Raw genomic sequence first — 18,774 nt, forward strand, 5'->3', positions numbered from 1 at the left:
AAAAGCTGAATTATGAACTTCGAAATCCAAAAGCGCGCCCTGTCCAGTGTGATTCGTGATGATCTGGACGCTTTGATTGTCTTGTGGCCTGCACAGGGTAAGGCGGAGGAGTCCGATAAAGACCCCATTTCGACCCTGGTGCGAAGCGCCGCTGCACACGGTGATTTTGAGCACAAACCGGGTGCCGTGTTGTCTTTGTATGCTCAGCCTGGTATCAAAGCCCGCTACGTGGTGGTCGCCTGCATCGGTGAGGGCACCGTCTCTCAGGTGCGCAGTGCCGTGAATGCGGCCTGGGGCGCACTCAAATCCGCCAAGATCAAGCGTATCGGCTTGCATGCCGCTACCTTGATCTCAGGCCAAACCCTGCAAATGGCCTTTTCTGCGCTGGCGGACGCCAGCTACAGTTACACCAGCACCCTCAGCAAGCCCAAACCCAGAACGCTGAAGCAGGTGATGTTCAGCGCCGAAACGGTCAGCGCCGAGCTGCGAGAGGCGTTGCGCCATGCACAGGCTTTGGTTGCCGGCATTGAGGTGGCCAAAGAGTGGGCCAACAGGCCCGCCAACCATGCCACCCCCACATTGCTGGCTGGCGCGGCCAAGGCGATCGCCAAAGGCCCAGGCTTCAAGTGTGAGGTGATGGGTCCCAAAGAGGTCACCCAATTGGGTATGGGGGCCTTTTTGGCCGTGGCGCGCGGAGCTGCAGAGCCGTTGCGCTTCATTGTGATGCGCTATAGCGGTGCACCAGCTGCGCAGGCCCCTGTTGTGCTGGTGGGTAAAGGCATAACTTTTGACACCGGGGGTATTTCCATCAAACCGGCCGCTGAAATGGACGAGATGAAGTACGACATGTGCGGCGCGGCCAGTGTCCTGGGCGTTTTTAAGGCTTTGGGTGAGCTCAAGCCAGCCATCAACGTGGTCGGCTTGATTCCCGCCACGGAGAATATGCCCGATGGCCTGGCGGTCAAGCCGGGGGATGTGGTCACCAGCATGAGTGGTCAGACCATTGAAATTTTGAACACGGACGCTGAAGGGCGTCTGGTGTTGTGCGATGCCTTGACCTATGCCGAGCGCTTCAAGCCTCAAGCAGTGATTGACATCGCCACTTTAACGGGCGCGTGCGTCATCGCACTGGGTGGGGTCAGGTCAGGCCTTTTTTCCAGCGACGATGCTTTGGCGCATGCCCTGCAGTTGGCGGGGGATGCCTCTGGCGATGCTTGCTGGCGCATGCCTTTGGACGATGAGTATGCCGATGGCCTGAAGTCACGCTATGCCGATGTGGCCAACGTGGCTGGTCGTCAGGCGGGCGCGGTCACCGCTGCCAAATTTTTGCAGCGGTTCGCATCGCGTCACCCTTGGGCGCACCTGGACATCGCAGGGACTGCGTGGCGCAGTGGCGCTGCCAAGGGTGCGACCGGTAGGCCTGTGGGTTTGTTGCTGTCCTATCTGCTGGCCCAGGCGAATCCAGTTGCGGCCAAAACTGCTCCAAGCCGTCGCCGCTGACAGGTGGGCGATGACCCAAATCGAATTCCACTTCAACACCACGGAGCGTTTGCAATACGCTTGCAGGTTGCTGCGCAAGGCCCATGGCCGGTCCTTGCGGGTGGGTGTGATCGGCTCCGAAGCCAGTTTGCGCCAACTGGACGCTGCTTTGTGGGCGCTCTCGGAGGTCGATTTTCTGCCGCACAGCACCGCAGCCGATGCCCCGGAGATCCAGGCTGCATCTCCGATCCGCTTGCACCTTGACCCTTTGCAGCTGAGCGGGCTGGATGTGTTGGTGAACCTGGGCGATGACGTCCCTGTTGGGTTTGAGTCGTTCAATCGCCTGATCGAGATCGTGGCGACCGATGACCATGGCCGAATGACGGCACGACAGCGCTGGCGACATTACACCGCGCTAGGCTACGCCTTGGTGCAGCACGACTTATCCAAGGTGGTGGCGTCATGAGTTTTTCCAACTCGGCTTACGCATCCGGCGCACCTGATTCAGTCTTGCCCGTTTTGAGCGCGGTGTTGCCGGAATCTGAGATTTCTGAGGCCTTGCGGGCTGCGCTCGATGCCCTGGACCATGAAAAATTGGCATTCATGAACTTGTCAGGCGAGATGCTTGATGTTTTGCGCCCAGAAATCGAGCGGATGGCCTGCGATCTGGTGCGAAATAGCCTTAACCAAGCCTGGCGATTGAGGCACCAAACAGGTCACCGAGTCCTTGGAACAGGTATTCCCTGATGTTTTGCGAGAATTTTGGTTTTCCCTAAGCCACAAAGACCTCGTTTTGCAGTATCTTTGCGGCTTGCTTGATTGAAGCAATTTTATTCTTCGGAGTTTCCATGAAATTTTCTGGTACGCGTACTTTGACCCTGGTGTCTGTGGCTGTGGCTGCAGTGGTTTTGGCAGCTTGCGGCAAAAAAGAAGCCGCTTCTGATGTTCAAGTGATCAAAATCGGTCACGTGGGTCCTGTCAGTGGTGCTATCGCTCACTTGGGCAAAGACAACGAAAACGGTGCCCGTATGGCCATCGAAGAACTCAATGCCGCAGCACTCAAGATCGGTGACAAAGCTGTCAAGTTCGAGTTGCTGGCAGAGGACGATGCCGCCGACCCCAAGCAGGGCACTGCAGCAGCCCAGAAACTGGTCGACGCCAAAGTCAACGGCGTGATTGGTCACCTGAACTCTGGCACCACCATCCCTGCTTCACAGCTCTACAACACCGCTGGCATTCCCCAGATTTCTCCATCGGCCACCAACCCCAAGTACACACGTCAAGGTTACGCTGGCGCTTTCCGCGTGGTGGCTGACGACGTGCACCTGGGCGGCACCCTCGGCAAATACGCTGTGGAGACCCTCAAGGGCAAGAGCATCGCCGTGATCGACGACCGTACTGCTTACGGTCAAGGCGTGGCTGAAGAGTTCAAGAAAGCCGTGGCCGCTGCGGGTGGTAACGTTGTGGGCCATGAGTTCACCACCGACAAAGCCTCCGATTTCAACGCCATCTTGACCACTTTGAAGGCCAAAAAGCCTGACGTCGTGTTCTTTGGCGGCATGGACGCTGTGGCTGGTCCTATGCTGCGCCAGATGAAATCCTTGGGCATCAATGCCAAGTTCATGGGCGGTGACGGTATCTGCACAGCCGAATTGGCCAAGTTGGCCGGTGACGCAATGAAGGACGAAGGCGTGATTTGTGCTGAAGCCGGTGGCGTGGAAGGCGAGCAGAAAGCCGGCATGGACAAGTTCCGTGCAGACTTCAAAGCCAAGTTCAACGCTGACGTGCAGGTCTATGCACCCTACGTGTATGACGCTGTGAAAGTCATGGCCACTGCCATGGTCACAGCCGGCTCTGCTGACCCAGCCAAGTACTTGCCAGCCCTGAAGGCAATCAACTACAAAGGTGTGACAGGCAACATCGCGTTTGACGAAAAAGGCGACATCAAAAATGGTGCCTTGACCTTGTTCACCTACAAAGGTGGTGAGCGTTCACAGATCGCTGTGGTTCGCTGATCTTCTGGCCCTCCTTTTGGAGGGCCTTATTTCCAGCACGGCATATTGCTGCGCTGGAAAGAGATAGACGAAAAAAAGCCTGCACACTGTGCAGGCTTTTTTGTTTTGGCGGAGCAGGCGGGATTCGAACCCGCGGTGGGCTATTAACCCACACACGCTTTCCAGGCGTGCGACTTAAACCACTCATCCACCGCTCCGTGGGGTGTGATTGTAGCAGTGGAAAAACGGGATTTCGGATGCCATAAACAATTCTTGTGCCGCGAGCACAAACCGTCGTAGGCAAGGTTTTTTGCCAATTTGTGATCTGTGTCGATCTGTGGGACCTTTTTGTCCTTAAACTTCGCCACTGTTTCAATCCCTTTGTCCTTTCTTTGGCGCACAGCCCCTTCAGCCCATGAAATTTCGCTTCCCCATCGTCATCATTGACGAAGATTACCGCTCTGAAAATACTTCGGGCCTGGGTATACGCGCTTTGGCTGACGCCATTGTGGCTGAGGGCTTTGAAGTTCTGGGTGTGACCAGCTACGGCGATTTGTCGCAGTTCGCGCAGCAGCAAAGCCGCGCCAGTGCGTTCATTTTGTCGATCGATGACGAAGAGTTTTCACCTGGTCCCGACCTGGACCCTGCCGTCATCAACTTGCGCGCCTTCATTGACGAAGTGCGCCGCAAGAACGCCGATGTGCCCATCTACATTTATGGCGAGACCAAGACATCCCGCCATTTGCCCAACGACATCCTGCGCGAGTTGCACGGCTTCATCCACATGTTTGAAGACACGCCCGAGTTCGTAGCGCGTCACATCATCCGCGAGGCCAAGAGCTACTTGGAGGGCGTGCAGCCGCCATTCTTCAAAGCCTTGCTGGATTACGCCGAAGATGGTTCTTACTCTTGGCATTGCCCGGGTCACTCGGGTGGCGTGGCCTTTTTGAAGAGCCCTGTGGGCCAGATGTACCACCAGTTCTATGGCGAAAACATGCTGCGCGCCGACGTGTGCAACGCGGTGGAAGAGCTGGGTCAGCTGCTCGACCACAACGGCGCCATTGGCGAAAGCGAGCGCAATGCCGCCCGCATCTTCAATGCCGACCATTGTTTCTTTGTGACCAACGGCACCAGCACTTCCAACAAGATCGTCTGGCACCACACGGTGGCTCCGGGCGACGTGGTGGTGGTGGACCGCAACTGCCACAAATCCATCCTGCACGCCATCATCATGACCGGCGCGGTGCCCGTGTTCATGAAGCCCACGCGCAACCATTTCGGCATCATTGGCCCCATTCCCAAAAGCGAATTCGAGCCTGCGGCCATCATGGCCAAGATCAAGGCCAACCCCTTGCTCAAGGGCGTGGACCCGAAAAAAGTCAAGCCCCGCGTGATGACGCTCACGCAGTCCACTTACGACGGCGTGTTGTACAACACCGAAACCATCAAGAGCATGCTCGATGGTTATGTGGAAAACCTTCACTTTGACGAGGCTTGGTTGCCGCACGCGGCCTTCCATCCGTTTTATGGCCCGTACCACGCCATGGGGAAAAAACGCGCACGTCCGAAAGAGTCGATGGTGTACGCCACGCAGTCCATCCACAAACTGTTGGCCGGTATCAGCCAGGCCAGCCATGTGCTGGTGCAAGATGCGCAAAACACCAAGCTCGACCGTCCGCTGTTCAACGAGGCGTATTTGATGCACACCTCCACTTCGCCGCAGTACAGCATCATTGCCAGCTGCGATGTGGCCGCAGCCATGATGGAGCCGCCCGGTGGCACCGCTCTGGTGGAAGAGAGCATTGCCGAAGCCCTGGATTTCCGCCGCGCGATGCGCAAGGTCGATGACGATTACGGCAAAGACTGGTGGTTCAAGGTCTGGGGACCCGAGAAGTTTGCCGAAGAGGGCATTGGTCGTGCGGATGACTGGATCTTGCGCAACGACCCGCGTAAAAAAGCCAGCAAGTGGCACGGTTTTGGCCAACAGCTGGCCGACGGGTTCAACATGTTGGACCCCATCAAGTCCACCATCGTGACCCCTGGCTTGAACCTGGATGGCAAGTTCGACAAGACTGGCATCCCGGCATCTATCGTCAGCAAGTTCCTGACGGAGCACGGCGTGGTGGTAGAGAAAACCGGCCTGTACAGCTTCTTCATCATGTTCACCATCGGTATCACCAAGGGCCGCTGGAACACCTTGCTCACCGCTTTGCAGCAGTTCAAGGACGAATACGCCAAGAACCAGCCGATGTGGAAAATCATGCCGGAGTTCTGCCAAAAGCACCCGCGTTACGAACGCATGGGCTTGCGTGATTTGTGTCAGCACGTGCACGAGATGTATGCCAAGTACGACATCGCCCGCCTGACCACCGACATGTATTTGTCCGATCTGGCCCCGGCCATGCGCCCTTCAGACGCATACGCCCACATTGCCCAGCGCAAGACCGAGCGGGTAGAGATCGACCACTTGGAAGGCCGCATCACGGTGGGCTTGGTCACGCCTTACCCGCCGGGCATTCCCTTGTTGATCCCCGGCGAAGTCTTCAATAAGAAGATCGTCGATTACCTCAAGTTCGCCCGCGAGTTCAACGAGAAGTGCCCCGGTTTTGAAACCGACATCCACGGCTTGGTGGAACTCAAGGACGACGATGGCAAGAAACGTTACTTTGCGGATTGCGTGAAGGCCTGACCCTTGCTTTCGGTGAGGGGCTCTGGTGTATTTGAGTCCTTGGTGAGGGCAGGTGAGCTGGGGCCTTGTGCGGGGGCGATGTGGCAAAGCGAAGCGCCTCTGAGCCCCCGCACAGGGCCCCAGCTCACCTGCGGGAGAGAATTGAAAAAAGCGGCTTTCGCCGCTTTTTTCAATTCCGAAATCCGGAGCGTTCTTGGTCAGTCAAGTAGACTTTTCGACCCTTCAGTCATGCACGCGCATAGCCCCTTGTAGGTCGGGCCTTTATGGTCCGACACTTAGGCCTATAGCGACGCGACATTTTCAAACGTTTGTGGTGCACAGGCCGCATGTCGGACCTAAAGGCACCGACCTACGAATTGCCGCGTTAACCATGGCCCATGGTCACACGAACATCCACTCAGCCTGAGGCAAGGTGGGCGCTGAACCGGGCGATTTGGCGAGCGAAGCGAGTTATGAGCCCGGGCAGCGCTCGCCTTGCCTCAGGCGGTATTTGCGATGGCGATCACCCTATGCCGACAAGTCACTTGGTGAACCGAAATACGGATCAAGCCGAAGCCGCTGGCTCCGCAATGCCGCCCACCACCTGACTGAAACCCCCGTCCACATAAGTGATCTCAGCCGTCACGCCCGCTGACAAGTCGCTGAGCAAGAAGGCTGCCACATTGCCCACATCTTCAATGGTCACATTGCGGCGAATGGGCGAGGCCTCGGCCACCACCGACAAAATCTTGCCAAAACCCTTGATGCCGCTGGCCGCCAGCGTCTTGATGGGGCCAGCAGAAATGCCGTTGGCGCGCAGGCCACGGTTTTGGCTGCCCAGCGATTCGGCCAGGTAACGCACAGAGGCTTCCAAGCTGGCTTTGGCGAGGCCCATGGTATTGTAGTTGGGCACGGTGCGGATTGCGCCGAGGTAAGTCAGGGTCAGCACGGCCGACTTGTCGTTCAGGTAGGGCAGGGCCGCTTTGGCCATGGCGGGGAAGCTGTAGGCACTGATGTCGTGTGCGATCTTGAAGCCTTCGCGCGACAAACCGTCCAGAAAGTCACCGGCAATCGCTTCACGCGGGGCGTAACCGATGGCATGCACAAAACCGTCGAACTTGGGCCAGGTGGCCGACAGGTCGGTGAAGAGTTTTTCAATCTGCTCGTCGCTGCCCACATCGCAATCAAAAATCAACTTGGAGTCGAAATCGGCCGCAAACTCGGTGATGCGGTCCTTGAAACGCTCGCCCACGTAGCTGAAGGCCAACTCGGCGCCTTGTGCGTGGCAAGCCTTGGCAATGCCGTAGGCGATCGAGCGGTTGGACAAAACGCCGGTGATCAACAACTTTTTGCCCGACAGAAATCCTGTTTTTGTGGTCATGCCTACAACTCCTGAAAAATGTGTGCAGAATTGTCGCATGCGAAGACCCTTGGCCCGTTTCTGGACACACTGCTGCTTGGCCCTCGGGCTTGGGCTCATGGGCAACGCTTGGGCCGCCCACGCTTATGCCCAATTCGGGGACATCCGCTACCCGGCCGGGTTCACCCATTTTTCGTACGTCAACCCTGCCGCGCCCAAAGGTGGCGAGGTCATGCTGGTGCCGCCCACCCGGCAGTCCAACTTCGACAAGTACAACCCCTTCACTTTGAAGGGCAGCGCACCCCCGTCCATGCTGGGCATGCTGTTTGACACCTTGCTGGTGGGCAACATGGACGAGCCAACCACGGCCTATGGCTTGCTGGCTTCCGATGTGGCCGTGGCCAGCGACCGCATGTCGGTCACTTTCCAGATCCATCCGCAAGCGCGTTTTCACAATGGCGACCCGGTGCTGGCGTCGGATGTTCGGCATTCTTTTGAGCGCCTGACCAGCAATCAAGCCGCCCCCCAGTACCGTACTTATTTCGGCGAGGTCAAAGGTGTGAGCGTCCTGGCTGAGCGCAGCATTCGCTTTGATTTTGTGCGGCCCAACAGCGAAATGCCCTTGATCGTGGGCAGCTTGCCGGTGTTCAGCCAAAAGTGGGGGCTGCAGGGCAATACCCACAAGCCTTTGGACCAGATGGTGATGGACATTCCGATTGCGTCTGGCCCTTACCGCATTGGCCGTGTGCAGTTTGGCAAGGACATCACCTACGAACGCGACGCGGCTTATTGGGCCCGCGACTTGAATGTGCGCAAAGGCCAGTTCAATTTCGACCGCATCACCTACAAAATCTACAAAGACAGCACCGCCCAGCTTGAAGCCTTCAAGGCTGGCGAGTTCGATTACATGCAGTCTTTCATTGCGCGTGAGTGGGCCAGGGCCTTCACGGGCCGTGCGTTCGACCGGGGTGATCTGATCAAGGCCGAATTGACACATGGCAACGCGGGTGACTTTCAGGGCTTTTTGTTCAACACGCGCCGCGACAAGTTCCAGGACGTGCGGGTGCGCCAAGCCATTGCGCTGGCCATGGACTTTGAATGGCTGAACCGGCAACTGTTTTACAACGCTTACAGCCGTGTGCGCGGCTATTTTGTGGCCAGTGATTTCGAGGCCAAGGGGCGTCCCGGCCCCGACGAGTTGGCTTTGCTTTCGCCTTTGCGGGCCAAACTGCCCGCCGCTGTCTTTGACCAAGACGTGCCGCAACCGCCGCAAACTGCGCTGGACATCACTTCGGGCCACACCCTGCGTGACCATTTGCGCCAAGCGCGTGATTTGCTCCAAGAAGCCGGATGGACCTACCGAGATGGCGCTTTGCGCAACGCCAAGGGGCAAGCTTTCAGCATCGAATTTTTGGACAGTTCGGGCTCGATGGGCCGCGTGGTCACACCCTTTGCCAAGAATCTGGAAAAACTGGGCATCCAAGTTCAATACAAAGTCATTGACTTTGCGCTGCTGCAAAAACGCATGGACGTGTTCGACTTTGACATCATCAGCAACCGCACCGTGGGCAGCGAAGCGCCCGGCACCGAGTTGCTCGAGCGCTACGGCAGCCGATCGGCCGATGTGGAGGGTTCAGGCAATGTGATTGGCCTGAAAGACTCTGCCGTCGACGCGCTGCTGGACAAGGTGGTGAGTGCCACCTCAAGGCCTGAACTGGTGACCAGCCTGCGTGCACTCGACCGGGTGCTGCGCCATGGCCATTACGTGGTGCCGCATTGGTATGGCGCCGTGCACCGGGTCTCTTGGCGCGCCAAGGCGTTTGCGCGCCCCGCCGACTTGCCCCGTTTTTACCAGCCAGAAAAACTGGTCACCACCGTGTGGTGGTCACCCGACGCGTCTGCCACACCCACTCCCAAATCAGCCCCCAAGGCCCCCTGACCCATGCTGGCCTATATTGTCAAACGCCTGCTTTTGATGGTCCCGACCTTGTTCGGGGTCTTGCTGATGACCTTTGTGGTGATCCAGTTTGTGCCCGGCGGCCCGGTGGAGCAAATGGTGGCCCAGCTGCAAGGCCGTGACACGGGCGGGGAGGGCGCAGCGGCCGCAGGCAGCGGTTACCGAGGCAGACAGGGCGTGGATGCCGCGCGCATTGAAGAGATCAAAACCCTTTACGGCTTTGACAAGCCGCCCACCGAGCGTTTTTGGATGATGCTCCAGCAATTTGCGCAGTTCGATCTGGGCAAGAGCTTTTTCTACCCCAAAGACGTCTGGGGCTTGATCAAGGAGAAGCTGCCGGTGTCCATCAGCTTGGGCTTGTGGACGTTTTTCCTGAGTTACATGGTGTCGGTGCCCTTGGGCATCGCCAAGGCCGTGAGGGCAGGCACACGCTTTGACACGCTCACCAGCTTGCTGGTGCTGGTGGGTTACGCGATTCCGGGCTTTGTGCTGGGCGTGGCTTTGCTGGTGATCTTTGGCGGGCAGCTGCAGTGGTTCCCGTTGCGCGGCCTGACTTCGTCCAACTGGGAGCAGCTCAGTTGGGGCGCCAAAGTGGTGGACTATTTGTGGCACATCGCCTTGCCGGTCACGGCCAGTGTGCTCGGCTCGTTTGCCGTCATCACCATGCTGACCAAGAACGCGTTTTTAGAAGAAATCCGCAAACAGTACGTGTTGACGGCCCGCGCCAAGGGCTTGAGCGAAAACCGTGTCCTGTACCGCCATGTCATGCGCAATGCGCTGATCCCGCTGGTCACGGGTTTTCCTGCAGCCTTCATCGGTGCGTTTTTCACCGGGTCTTTGTTGATAGAAACCCTGTTCTCGCTCGATGGTCTCGGCTTGCTGAGTTACGAGGCGGTGATCCGTCGCGACTACCCGGTGGTGCTGGGCACCTTGTATTTGTTCACCCTGATTGGGCTGGTGACCAAGCTGATCAGTGACCTGTGTTACCTGTGGGTGGACCCGCGAGTGAAGTTCGACAAATGAGCACCTCCACCGCATCCTTTTCGCCCGCGCAAACCTCGCCTTCGGCGCGTGCTTGGCAGCGCTTTCGGCGCAACCGCCTGGGCTTTGGCAGCCTGATCATTTTTGTGACGCTGTTCATCCTGAGCTTGGGAGCCGAGTTTTTGTCCAACGACAAACCCCTGGTGGTGCGCTTTGAAGGGCAGTGGTATTTCCCGGTGGTGCAGACCTTGCCTGAAAAAGTCTTTGGCGGAGATTTCGAGACGCCTGCGGATTACCTGGACCCTTTCATCCAGCAACAATTGAACAAGGGCAGCAACTGGGCCCTGCAAGCGCCCAACCCATACCACCACAGCACGCTCGATTATTTCGCCCCCTTGCCCAACCCTGCGCCCCCCACGAGTCATAACTTTTTAGGCACTGACGACAGGGGGCGCGATGTCTTGGCGCGTTTGTTGTACGGCTTCAGGGTGTCTGTGTTGTTTGCTTTGGCTCTGACGTTGTTCGGCGTTGTGTTGGGGGTGTTGACCGGCGCGGTACAGGGCTTTTTTGTGGGCAAGACCGATTTGGTGTTTCAGCGCTTCATAGAAGTCTGGAGTGCCATGCCCGAGCTGTATTTGCTGATCATCTTTTCGGCCGTTTTCGAGCCCAGTGTGGGGCTGCTGCTGCTGCTGCTGGGCCTGTTTGGCTGGATGGGTTTGTCCGACTATGTGCGGGCCGAGTTTTTGCGCAACCGCCAACTCGATTACGTCAAATCGGCGCGGGCGCTGGGCTTGGGACATTGGCAAATCATGTGGCGGCATGTACTGCCCAACAGCATGACCCCGGTGGTGACCTTCTTGCCGTTTCGCATGAGCGGCGCCATTCTGGCCTTGACCTCTCTGGACTTTCTGGGACTGGGCGTGCCACCGGGCACGCCCTCGTTAGGCGAACTCTTGGCCCAGGGCAAAAACAACATCGACGCCTGGTGGATCTCTCTGTCCACCTTTGTGGTGCTGGTGGTGACTTTGCTGCTGTTGACCTTCATGGGCGATGCCTTGCGCGATGCGCTCGATCCACGAAAGTTGGACGCATGAGCAGGCCTCAAGCTTTGCTGGAACTCATAGACTTGCGCATCGCCTTTGGCGATCAGGCCGTGGTGCATGGCGTGAACCTGAGCATTCAGTCGGGTGAGCGCGTGGCCTTGGTGGGGGAGTCTGGCTCGGGCAAGTCGGTCACGGCCTTGTCGGTGCTTCGTTTGCTGGAATCGGCGCAGCTCGGTGGTCAGGTGCTGTGGCAAGGCCAGGACTTGCTGAAGCAAACGCCCGCTGAGATGCAGCGCATCCGCGGCGACGAGATCGCCATGATTTTTCAGGAGCCGATGACGGCGCTCAACCCCTTGATGACGGTGGGCCAGCAAATCTCGGAAGTGTTGCAACTCAAAAAACTCTTGCCTCGGCGTGAGGCCGATGCGCGGGCCGTTCAATTGCTCGCCGAAACCGGCATCGATGACCCCGAGCGTCGTTTTGGGGCTTACCCGCACCAGTTGTCGGGCGGCCAACGCCAACGCGCCATGATGGCCATGGCCCTGGCGTCCGAGCCCAAGCTGCTGTTGGCCGACGAGCCCACCACCGCGCTGGACGCCAGTTTGCGATTGCAAATGCTGCAGCTGCTGGCCGATTTGCAGCAAAAAACCGGCATGGCGGTGTTGTTGATCACGCACGATCTGGCCTTGGTGCGGCACTTTGCTCACCGGGTGGCGGTGATGGAAAAAGGCCATCTGGTTGAGCAGGGCCTTTTGGATGAGGTTTTTTCGCATCCGAAGCACCCCTATACCCAAAAGCTGCTGGACAGCAGGCCTAGCCGGGATGGTTTGGTCGAGCTCCCAAGCTCCGCGAGCCCCTTGTTGCAGGCTGTGGGCTTGCAGGTGCGTTACCCGATGGCCCTGTCCGGCTTTCGCAACTGGTTTCGCAAACACCACTTCACTGCATTGCAAGGTGCAGACTTCAATATTTCACCCGGCACCACTTTGGGGGTGATGGGGGAGTCGGGTTCTGGCAAATCCAGTCTGGCACAGGCCGTGCTGGGCCTGATCCCCTTTGAAGGCGAGCTGTCTTTCGGGTCACACACATGGCAAGGTGCGCCCGAGTTGGACAAGGCCTTGCGCCAGCGGGTACAGGTCGTTTTTCAGGACCCTTACGGCAGCTTGTCGCCCCGCATGACGGTGGGTGAAATCGTCTCGGAAGGCTTGCGGCTACACCAGCCGCATGTGTCCGATACTGAAATTGAAGGCCGCGTTTTGGCGACCTTGGCCGAAGTGGGTCTGGCCTCGAGCGACTATCCGGACTTGCTCAATCGCTACCCTCATGCTTTTTCAGGCGGGCAGAGGCAGCGCATCGCGCTGGCCCGGGCATTGGTCATGGAGCCGCAGTTGCTGGTTCTGGATGAACCGACCAGTGCGCTGGATGTCACCGTGCAAAAGCAAATCCTGAAGTTACTTCAAGCGCTCCAAAAAAGCAGGAACATGGCATATTTATTGATTACCCACGACATGGATGTTTTGCGGGCCATGGCCCATCATGTGATGGTGTTGCAAGCAGGGCAAATTGTGGAGGCGGGTCCTGCCGAGCAGGTGTTACAGCATCCCGGTCATGAATACACCCGCCGTTTGCTGGCCGCCTTTCCGGATGCGTGAGCCAATCCGCGACAATTCGGGTCTCGTTTTCCTTAAAAATCACGCACTTAGCGCGTTTTTCAGCTAGAATACTGGCTTCACGACCAAACGGGCGGGTTTTCACCGCCCGTTTTTTTTGGGTCTTTCTTTTTTAACGTTGACATTCCGAAGCTCTGTGGCATTGCAGCAAATTGTTCAAGAAACCGTGACCGGCCTGGGCTATGACCTGGTTGAGATTGACCGCACAGCGGGCGGTTTGTTGCGCATCACCATCGACTGGCCTTGGCAGCCAGGCTCTGAGCTTTTCATCAACGTTGAAGATTGTGAAAAAGTCAATCGGCAACTGCAGTTTGCGCTGGAAGTCGACGGAGTGACTTACAACCGGTTGGAGGTGTCCTCTCCCGGAATTGACCGCCCATTGCGCAATGAGCAGGACTTTGAGCGTTTCGTCGGTGAGTTGATCGATCTCACCCTCAAGGCTCCCATGGGTGAGAGCGCTGCTGGCATGGTCAATCCGACCCGTAAAAAATTTCGCGGCACGCTTGAGCGTGACGCCACCGGCCAAGGCTGGCAAATCGTCTGGAGCGATGCGCCTGCCGTCAAGCCTGGTCAAAAAGTCAGTAAAAAGCGAGCCCCTTTGCCTGTGCATGCATTGGGGTTCACATTGGACGAATTGCGTGAGGCCCGTTTGGCCCCCGTGGTGGATTTCAAAGGGCGCAAGCCAAAGGTTGAAGCCTGACCGGGTGTCGGGTTTTGAGCATTTTTATCGGGTCTGAACCGAAGACCCAGTGGAACAGGAGAGTCAAGTCATGAATCGCGAAATGTTGATGTTGGTCGAAGCCATCTCACGTGAAAAGAACGTTGAGCGCGACGTGGTGTTTGGTGCCGTGGAAGCTGCCTTGGCCCAAGCCACCAAAAAACTGTACGCCGGTGAGGTGGACATCCGCGTAGCGGTAGACCGTGACAATGGCAATTACGATACTTTCCGCCGCTGGCACGTGGTGCCCGATGAGGCGGGTCTGCAATTGCCTGAACAGGAAATTTTGTTGTTCGAAGCCAAAGAGCAGATTCCCGACATTGAAGTCGACGAGTACATCGAAGAGCCCATCGAATCACTGCCCATTGGCCGCATTGGAGCCATGGCTGCCAAGCAGGTCATTCTGCAAAAAATCCGTGACGCCGAGCGTGAAATGCTCCTCAACGACTTCATGTCGCGTGGTGAGAAGATTTTTGTCGGTACCGTCAAGCGCATGGACAAGGGCGACATCATTTGCGAGGCTGGCCGCATCGAAGGTCGCCTGCGCCGCAGCGAAATGATCCCCAAGGAAAACCTGCGCAGTGGCGACCGTGTGCGCGCCATGATCATGGAAGTGGACTTGACGCTGCGCGGCGCGCCCATTTTGTTGTCGCGTTCGGCCCCCGAATTCATGATCGAACTCTTCCGCCAAGAAGTGCCTGAGATCGAGCAAGGCCTGCTGGAGATCAAAACCTGCGCACGTGACCCCGGTTCTCGCGCCAAGATCGCCGTTTTGTCACACGACAAGCGCGTCGACCCCATTGGCACCTGTGTCGGTGTGCGCGGCACCCGCGTCAACGCCGTCACCAATGAATTGGCTGGCGAGCGTGTGGACATCGTTTTGTGGAGCGAAGACCCCGCCCAGTTCGTGATCGGTGCTCTGGCTCCTGCCAATGTGCAGTCCATCGTGGTGGACGAAGAAAAGCACGCCATGGATGTGGTGGTGGACGAAGAAAACCTGGCGATCGCGATCGGTCGCGGTGGCCAGAACGTGCGTCTGGCTTCTGACCTGACGGGTTGGAAAATCAACATCATGGACGCGGCCGAGTCTGCCCAAAAGCAGGCCGAAGAGACCACGGGCATCCGCCAGTTGTTCATGGAAAAGCTGGACGTGGACCAAGAGATCGCTGACATCCTGATTGGCGAAGGTTTCACCAGCCTGGAAGAAGTCGCTTATGTGCCGATCCAGGAAATGCAAGAGATCGAAAGCTTCGACGAAGACACGATCAACGAGTTGCGCACCCGTGCGAAAGACGCGTTGTTGACCCTTGAGATTGCACGCGAAGAGAGCGTCGAAGACGTGTCTCAGGATTTGCGTGACCTGCCAGGCTTGACACCTGAGCTGCTTTCCAAGTTGGTTGAAGCAGGTATTCATACCCGCGACGATTTGGCTGACCTGGCCACCGACGAACTGACTGACATCACTGCTCAGACAGCTGAAGAGGCGACCGCCCTGATCATGAAAGCCCGCGAACATTGGTTCGCTGGCCAGGCCTGAAGTCTGATGGAGGCTTGAACAAAATTATGTCCAGTACCACTGTTGCCGAGTTCGCCAATGAACTCAAAAAATCTGCCGATGTCTTGTTGGATCAATTGCGATCTGCTGGCGTTGCCAAAACTTCGGACAGCGACACGCTGACCGATACCGATAAGCAAAAACTGCTGAGTTATTTGCAAGCCAGCCACGGCACCGTGGCCGGTGATCGCAAGAAGATCACCTTGGTGAAGAAGTCCACCAGCGAGATCAAGCAGGCCGACGCCTCAGGCCGAGCCCGCACGATCCAGGTGGAAGTGCGCAAGAAGCGCACGCTGATCAAGCGTGATGATGAACCTGTCGCACAGCCTGAAGAACCCATGATCGACCATGCGGATCTGGCACGTCGTGAAGAAGAAGCCCGTCACCAGGCTGAGTTGATCAGTCGTCAAGAGCAGGAGCTCGCCGAGAAACGCCGCCTGCGTGAAGCGCAGGAAGCGCAAGAGCGCACTGAATTGGCAGCCCAAGAGGCCAAGGCCCGTGCTGATGTTCAGGCGCTGGCCGAAGCTGCGGCCTTGGCCGCTGGACAGCTTGCACCTGCCAAGCCCCAGATGAGCCGTGAAGACCGTGAGCAACTTGCTCGCGCAGAAGCGGCCAGCATCAATGCCGCATCTCAGGCCAAGCCCGCGCCCGTTGTTTCTGCCGAAAGCCAAGCTGCAGCCAAGGCGGCCGAGCTGGCTGAAGCCGCAGCCGCCAAAGCCCAGACAGAACAGTCTGCACGCGAAGCTGCGACCTTGAAAGCTGCAGCCGATTCGAAGGCCAAAGCCGATGAGGAAACAGCCCGCGCGGCCGATTTGGATTCACGTCGGCGCAAGGCACTGGCCGAAGCCGAAGCCATACGGACCATGATGAACGCCCCTAAAAAGGTGTTGGTGGCCAAAAAAGATGAGCCCAAAGTGGAAGCCAAAGCAGCTGTCAAAGGCACTTTGCACAAACCTGCAGGCACGCCCGCACCCGGAACACGTGCAGCTGCAGCGCAAGCTGCAGCGCCCTCGGCTCCTGGCGCAAACAAAGAAGTCAAGTCGGCCAAACTGTCGTCCAGTTGGGCGGGTGATCCTGCCAAGAAAAAGGCGATTCCCACGCGTGGTGACACCAGTGGCGGTGTTGGCCGTAACAACTGGCGCACAGGCCCACGTGGCCGACGCGGTAATGACCGTGACCGTGATGATGGTCAAAGCCAGCAGGCACCAGCCGAAGTGCGCGTGTTGGAAGTCCATGTGCCCGAGACCATCACCGTGGCCGAGTTGGCCCACAAGATGGCCATCAAGGCCTCTGAGGTCATCAAGCACCTGATGAAGCTGGGCCAGATGGCCACCATGAACCAGCCTTTGGACCAAGATACCGCCATGATCGTGGTGGAAGAAATGGGTCACAAAGCGGTGGTGGCTGCACTGGACGATCCAGAGGCCTTTACTGACGACGAAGTGTCGGACCAACATGCCGAGTTGTTGCCACGTGCGCCTGTGGTGACCGTCATGGGTCACGTGGACCACGGCAAGACCTCGCTGCTGGACTACATTCGCCGAGCCAAAGTCGCTTCTGGCGAAGCCGGTGGCATCACACAGCACATTGGTGCTTACCACGTCGAAACGCCTCGCGGCATGATTTCTTTCCTGGACACCCCCGGTCACGAGGCCTTCACGGCCATGCGTGCCCGTGGTGCACAAGCCACCGACATCGTCATCCTTGTGGTGGCCGGTGACGACGGCGTGATGCCGCAGACCAAGGAAGCCATCAAACACGCCAAAGCAGCCGGTGTGCCCATCGTGGTGGCCATCAACAAGATGGACAAGCCCGATTCGAACATTGAGCGCGTGCGTGCCGAGTTGATCTCTGAAGAGGTTGTGCCCGAAGAGTTCGGTGGTGAAGCGCCTTTTGTCTCCGTGTCTGCCAAAACCGGCATGGGCATTGATGATTTGTTGGAGCAAGTGCTCTTGCAAGCCGAAGTGCTGGAACTCAAGGCCCCGGTGCAAGCCGCAGCCAAGGGCTTGGTCATCGAAGCGCGTCTGGACAAAGGTCGTGGTCCTGTGGCCACCATCCTGGTGCAGTCCGGTACTTTGAACACCGGCGACGTGGTGCTGGCAGGCCAGACTTTTGGCCGCGTGCGCGCCATGCTGGACGAAAACGGCGCGACCATCAAGTCAGCGGGCCCATCGATTCCCGTCGAGATTCAGGGTCTGACCGAAGTGCCGCAAGCTGGCGACGAGTTCATGGTTATGGGCGATGAGCGCCGTGCCCGCGAGATCGCCACCTACCGTGCAGGCAAGTTCCGCAACACCAAGCTGGCCAAGCAACAAGCCGCCAAGCTCGAGAACATGTTCACCGACATGTCGGCCGGCGAAGTCAAGATGCTGCCGATCATCATCAAGGCCGACGTGCAGGGTTCGCAAGAAGCCTTGGGCGCATCCTTGCTCAAGTTGTCCAACGAAGAAGTCAAAGTTCAGCTGGTTTACTCCGGTGTGGGCGGCATCAGCGAATCGGACATCAACCTCGCGATCGCCTCCAAGGCCATCGTCATCGGTTTCAACGTGCGAGCCGATGCCGGCGCCCGCAAGTTGGCCGAAGGCAATGGTGTTGACCTTCACTACTACAACATCATTTATGACGCTGTGGATGAGCTCAAGGCCGCCATGTCTGGCATGTTGGCACCTGAGCAGCGCGAAGAAATCATGGGCATGGCCGAAATCCGGACCGTGTTCGTGGCTTCCAAGATCGGTACGGTTGCGGGTTGTATGGTCACTTCGGGTCAAGTCACCCGCAGCGCCAAATTCCGTCTGCTGCGCGACAACGTGGTCATTTACACCGGCGAACTCGACTCGCTCAAGCGCCTCAAGGACGACGTGCGCGAAGTCAAAGAAGGCTTCGAGTGCGGTATCAAGCTCAAAAATTACAACGACATCAAAGAAGGCGATTACCTCGAATTCTTCGACGTCAAGGAAATTGCGAGAACGCTGTAAATGGTGCGTCGCAAGCAGTCCTCTGTGCCCAACCGCGGTTTCCGCGTGGCCGACCAGATCCAGCGGGATCTGGCGGAGTTGATTGCGCGCGAGTTGAAAGATCCGCGTGTGGGCATGGTCACGATCAATGCGATCGAGGTCACGCCCGACTACGCCCACGCCAAGGTCTATTTCAGTGTTTTGACGGGTAACCCCGATGAGGCGACAGAAGGCTTGAATGCCGCCGCAGGTTTCCTGCGCAATGGTCTGTTCAAGCGTTTGCACATCCACACCGTGCCGACATTGCACTTTTTGTTTGACCGCACCACCGAGCGTGCGTCTGACATGAATGCATTGATCGCCAAGGCCGTGTCGTCTCGCGCCCAGGAGGACTGAGC

Annotated in this window: 14 protein-coding genes and 1 tRNA gene; 13 read left to right on the plus strand and 2 right to left on the minus strand. The window is 57.9% G+C overall.

From position 1 onward, the window contains the following. Nucleotides 1-12: 12 nt before the first annotated feature. The 4 genes from ACZ5SR_RS08080 to ACZ5SR_RS08095 all read left to right on the plus strand — a co-directional run bounded on the left by ACZ5SR_RS08080 (nucleotide 13) and on the right by ACZ5SR_RS08095 (nucleotide 3,494). A complete protein-coding gene (locus ACZ5SR_RS08080) occupies nucleotides 13-1,500 on the plus strand; it encodes a leucyl aminopeptidase (RefSeq protein WP_464448259.1) in 1,488 nt (495 codons plus the stop codon). Nucleotides 1,501-1,510: 10 nt separating this feature from the next. Then, nucleotides 1,511-1,945 (plus strand): DNA polymerase III subunit chi, encoded by a 435-nt coding sequence (locus ACZ5SR_RS08085; RefSeq protein ID WP_464448260.1) that lies wholly within the window; start codon nucleotides 1,511-1,513, stop codon nucleotides 1,943-1,945. After that, nucleotides 1,942-2,226: a hypothetical protein gene (locus tag ACZ5SR_RS08090; protein WP_464448261.1), complete on the plus strand. Its 285-nt coding sequence runs from the start codon at nucleotides 1,942-1,944 to the stop codon at nucleotides 2,224-2,226. Before ACZ5SR_RS08085 ends, ACZ5SR_RS08090 begins: the two co-directional genes overlap by 4 nt. A 101-nt stretch (nucleotides 2,227-2,327) precedes the next feature. Continuing rightward, a complete protein-coding gene (locus ACZ5SR_RS08095) occupies nucleotides 2,328-3,494 on the plus strand; it encodes a branched-chain amino acid ABC transporter substrate-binding protein (protein WP_464448262.1) in 1,167 nt (388 codons plus the stop codon). 106 nt (nucleotides 3,495-3,600) lie between these two features. Here the strand turns inward: ACZ5SR_RS08095 and ACZ5SR_RS08100 are convergent. Further along, nucleotides 3,601-3,691: transfer RNA gene (locus ACZ5SR_RS08100), tRNA-Ser, on the minus strand. A 197-nt stretch (nucleotides 3,692-3,888) separates the two neighbouring features. Here ACZ5SR_RS08100 and ACZ5SR_RS08105 point away from each other — a divergent pair. Beyond that, on the plus strand, nucleotides 3,889-6,162 hold the full coding sequence (locus tag ACZ5SR_RS08105; protein ID WP_464448263.1) for an Orn/Lys/Arg family decarboxylase: 2,274 nt from the start codon (nucleotides 3,889-3,891) through the stop codon (nucleotides 6,160-6,162). Between the two features lie 544 nt (nucleotides 6,163-6,706). Here the strand turns inward: ACZ5SR_RS08105 and fabI are convergent. Further along, complete coding sequence (gene fabI / locus ACZ5SR_RS08110) at nucleotides 6,707-7,522, minus strand: enoyl-ACP reductase FabI (protein ID WP_464448264.1); 816 nt, start codon at nucleotides 7,520-7,522, stop codon at nucleotides 6,707-6,709. 37 nt (nucleotides 7,523-7,559) lie between these two features. Here fabI and ACZ5SR_RS08115 point away from each other — a divergent pair, with 37 nt between their 5' ends. From ACZ5SR_RS08115 to rbfA, 8 genes are all read left to right on the plus strand, one after another. Beyond that, nucleotides 7,560-9,440: an extracellular solute-binding protein gene (locus ACZ5SR_RS08115; protein WP_464448265.1), complete on the plus strand. Its 1,881-nt coding sequence runs from the start codon at nucleotides 7,560-7,562 to the stop codon at nucleotides 9,438-9,440. A gap of 3 nt (nucleotides 9,441-9,443) precedes the next feature. Then, nucleotides 9,444-10,481, plus strand: coding sequence for a microcin C ABC transporter permease YejB (locus ACZ5SR_RS08120; RefSeq protein ID WP_464448266.1), 1,038 nt, complete (start codon nucleotides 9,444-9,446; stop codon nucleotides 10,479-10,481). Then, nucleotides 10,478-11,533 carry an ABC transporter permease gene (locus tag ACZ5SR_RS08125; RefSeq protein WP_464448267.1) on the plus strand — a complete coding sequence of 352 codons (1,056 nt, stop codon included), beginning with the start codon at nucleotides 10,478-10,480 and terminating at the stop codon, nucleotides 11,531-11,533. The genes ACZ5SR_RS08120 and ACZ5SR_RS08125 overlap by 4 nt, the downstream gene beginning before the upstream one ends. Continuing rightward, nucleotides 11,530-13,131 (plus strand): ABC transporter ATP-binding protein, encoded by a 1,602-nt coding sequence (locus tag ACZ5SR_RS08130; protein ID WP_464448268.1) that lies wholly within the window; start codon nucleotides 11,530-11,532, stop codon nucleotides 13,129-13,131. The genes ACZ5SR_RS08125 and ACZ5SR_RS08130 overlap by 4 nt, the downstream gene beginning before the upstream one ends. Before the next feature lie 154 nt (nucleotides 13,132-13,285). Further along, the gene (gene rimP, locus ACZ5SR_RS08135; protein ID WP_464448269.1) at nucleotides 13,286-13,849 is read left to right on the plus strand and encodes a ribosome maturation factor RimP; all 564 of its coding nucleotides are present in this window, start codon (nucleotides 13,286-13,288) and stop codon (nucleotides 13,847-13,849) included. Between the two features lie 70 nt (nucleotides 13,850-13,919). Next, the gene (gene nusA, locus ACZ5SR_RS08140; protein ID WP_464448270.1) at nucleotides 13,920-15,404 is read left to right on the plus strand and encodes a transcription termination factor NusA; all 1,485 of its coding nucleotides are present in this window, start codon (nucleotides 13,920-13,922) and stop codon (nucleotides 15,402-15,404) included. Nucleotides 15,405-15,430: 26 nt separating this feature from the next. After that, nucleotides 15,431-18,397: a translation initiation factor IF-2 gene (gene infB / locus ACZ5SR_RS08145; RefSeq protein ID WP_464448271.1), complete on the plus strand. Its 2,967-nt coding sequence runs from the start codon at nucleotides 15,431-15,433 to the stop codon at nucleotides 18,395-18,397. Continuing rightward, the gene (rbfA, locus tag ACZ5SR_RS08150) at nucleotides 18,398-18,772 is read left to right on the plus strand and encodes a 30S ribosome-binding factor RbfA (RefSeq protein ID WP_464448272.1); all 375 of its coding nucleotides are present in this window, start codon (nucleotides 18,398-18,400) and stop codon (nucleotides 18,770-18,772) included. Nucleotides 18,773-18,774: the final 2 nt, after the last annotated feature.

Source organism: Limnohabitans sp. TEGF002 (assembly GCF_055395845.1).

Bases quoted from the DNA above. Each gene is read 5' to 3' on its own strand.
- ACZ5SR_RS08120 (WP_464448266.1), top strand. From the start codon at position 9,444: ATGCTGGCCTATATTGTCAAACGCCTGCTTTTGATGGTCCCGACCTTG.
- ACZ5SR_RS08085 (WP_464448260.1), top strand. From the start codon at position 1,511: ATGACCCAAATCGAATTCCACTTCAACACCACGGAGCGTTTGCAATAC.
- nusA (WP_464448270.1), top strand. From the start codon at position 13,920: ATGAATCGCGAAATGTTGATGTTGGTCGAAGCCATCTCACGTGAAAAG.
- ACZ5SR_RS08105 (WP_464448263.1), top strand. From the start codon at position 3,889: ATGAAATTTCGCTTCCCCATCGTCATCATTGACGAAGATTACCGCTCT.
- ACZ5SR_RS08080 (WP_464448259.1), top strand. From the start codon at position 13: ATGAACTTCGAAATCCAAAAGCGCGCCCTGTCCAGTGTGATTCGTGAT.
- ACZ5SR_RS08125 (WP_464448267.1), top strand. From the start codon at position 10,478: ATGAGCACCTCCACCGCATCCTTTTCGCCCGCGCAAACCTCGCCTTCG.
- ACZ5SR_RS08115 (WP_464448265.1), top strand. From the start codon at position 7,560: ATGCGAAGACCCTTGGCCCGTTTCTGGACACACTGCTGCTTGGCCCTC.
- infB (WP_464448271.1), top strand. From the start codon at position 15,431: ATGTCCAGTACCACTGTTGCCGAGTTCGCCAATGAACTCAAAAAATCT.
- rbfA (WP_464448272.1), top strand. From the start codon at position 18,398: ATGGTGCGTCGCAAGCAGTCCTCTGTGCCCAACCGCGGTTTCCGCGTG.
- fabI (WP_464448264.1), bottom strand. From the start codon at position 7,522: ATGACCACAAAAACAGGATTTCTGTCGGGCAAAAAGTTGTTGATCACC.
- ACZ5SR_RS08130 (WP_464448268.1), top strand. From the start codon at position 11,530: ATGAGCAGGCCTCAAGCTTTGCTGGAACTCATAGACTTGCGCATCGCC.
- ACZ5SR_RS08090 (WP_464448261.1), top strand. From the start codon at position 1,942: ATGAGTTTTTCCAACTCGGCTTACGCATCCGGCGCACCTGATTCAGTC.
- ACZ5SR_RS08095 (WP_464448262.1), top strand. From the start codon at position 2,328: ATGAAATTTTCTGGTACGCGTACTTTGACCCTGGTGTCTGTGGCTGTG.